The following is a 485-nucleotide window of genomic DNA, read 5'->3' as shown; positions in this document are numbered from 1 at the left end:
TTTTGGAGTCGTAGACCATCCTTAGTTTGGAATATCCACTTATCCTTCCTTTCATCCCCGTTGCTCAGTTTTGCCATACCTGTTCGGTAGTATTTTCTGAGAGTTTTGTATTCGGCGTTTCCGCATCGTGACACTATCCATGCCCGCAGTTGTTGCCAGAGTATGTTATCTAGCTTGCTGAAAATCTCCTTGGAGACTACCCCTGAGTAATACTTTGCCCATCCTGTGATGATGGGGTTGAGTCTTTTAATCAGGGCGGCTTGAGGTGCTGTTTTGTGATTTTTAATCACCTCTTTCACCTTTTCAATGTGGGCTTTGATTGCCTTTTTGCTCGGTTTGATGTGGGTTACGAAGCCTAATAATCTGCTGACTTTTCCCCCACTTTTCCCTGAGACGTGTTTTCCGGCTGGATATTGCCTGATATTGAACCCCAAAAAGTCGAATCCGGGTAGGACTCTTTCTCCGTCAACTTCAATTTCTCTTAG

General features: G+C 44.5%; 1 protein-coding gene. It reads right to left on the bottom strand.

Annotated features, from left to right (window positions below; genetic code table 11):
* On the bottom strand, positions 1 to 485 hold a 485-nt coding region (locus LKE08_RS10500; RefSeq protein WP_324704171.1), incomplete at both ends, for a group II intron maturase-specific domain-containing protein.

Source organism: Lyngbya sp. CCY1209, assembly GCF_035615495.1.
Taxonomy (GTDB): domain Bacteria; phylum Cyanobacteriota; class Cyanobacteriia; order Cyanobacteriales; family Microcoleaceae; genus Limnospira.
This window is presented reverse-complemented; position numbering and strand designations above follow the sequence as displayed.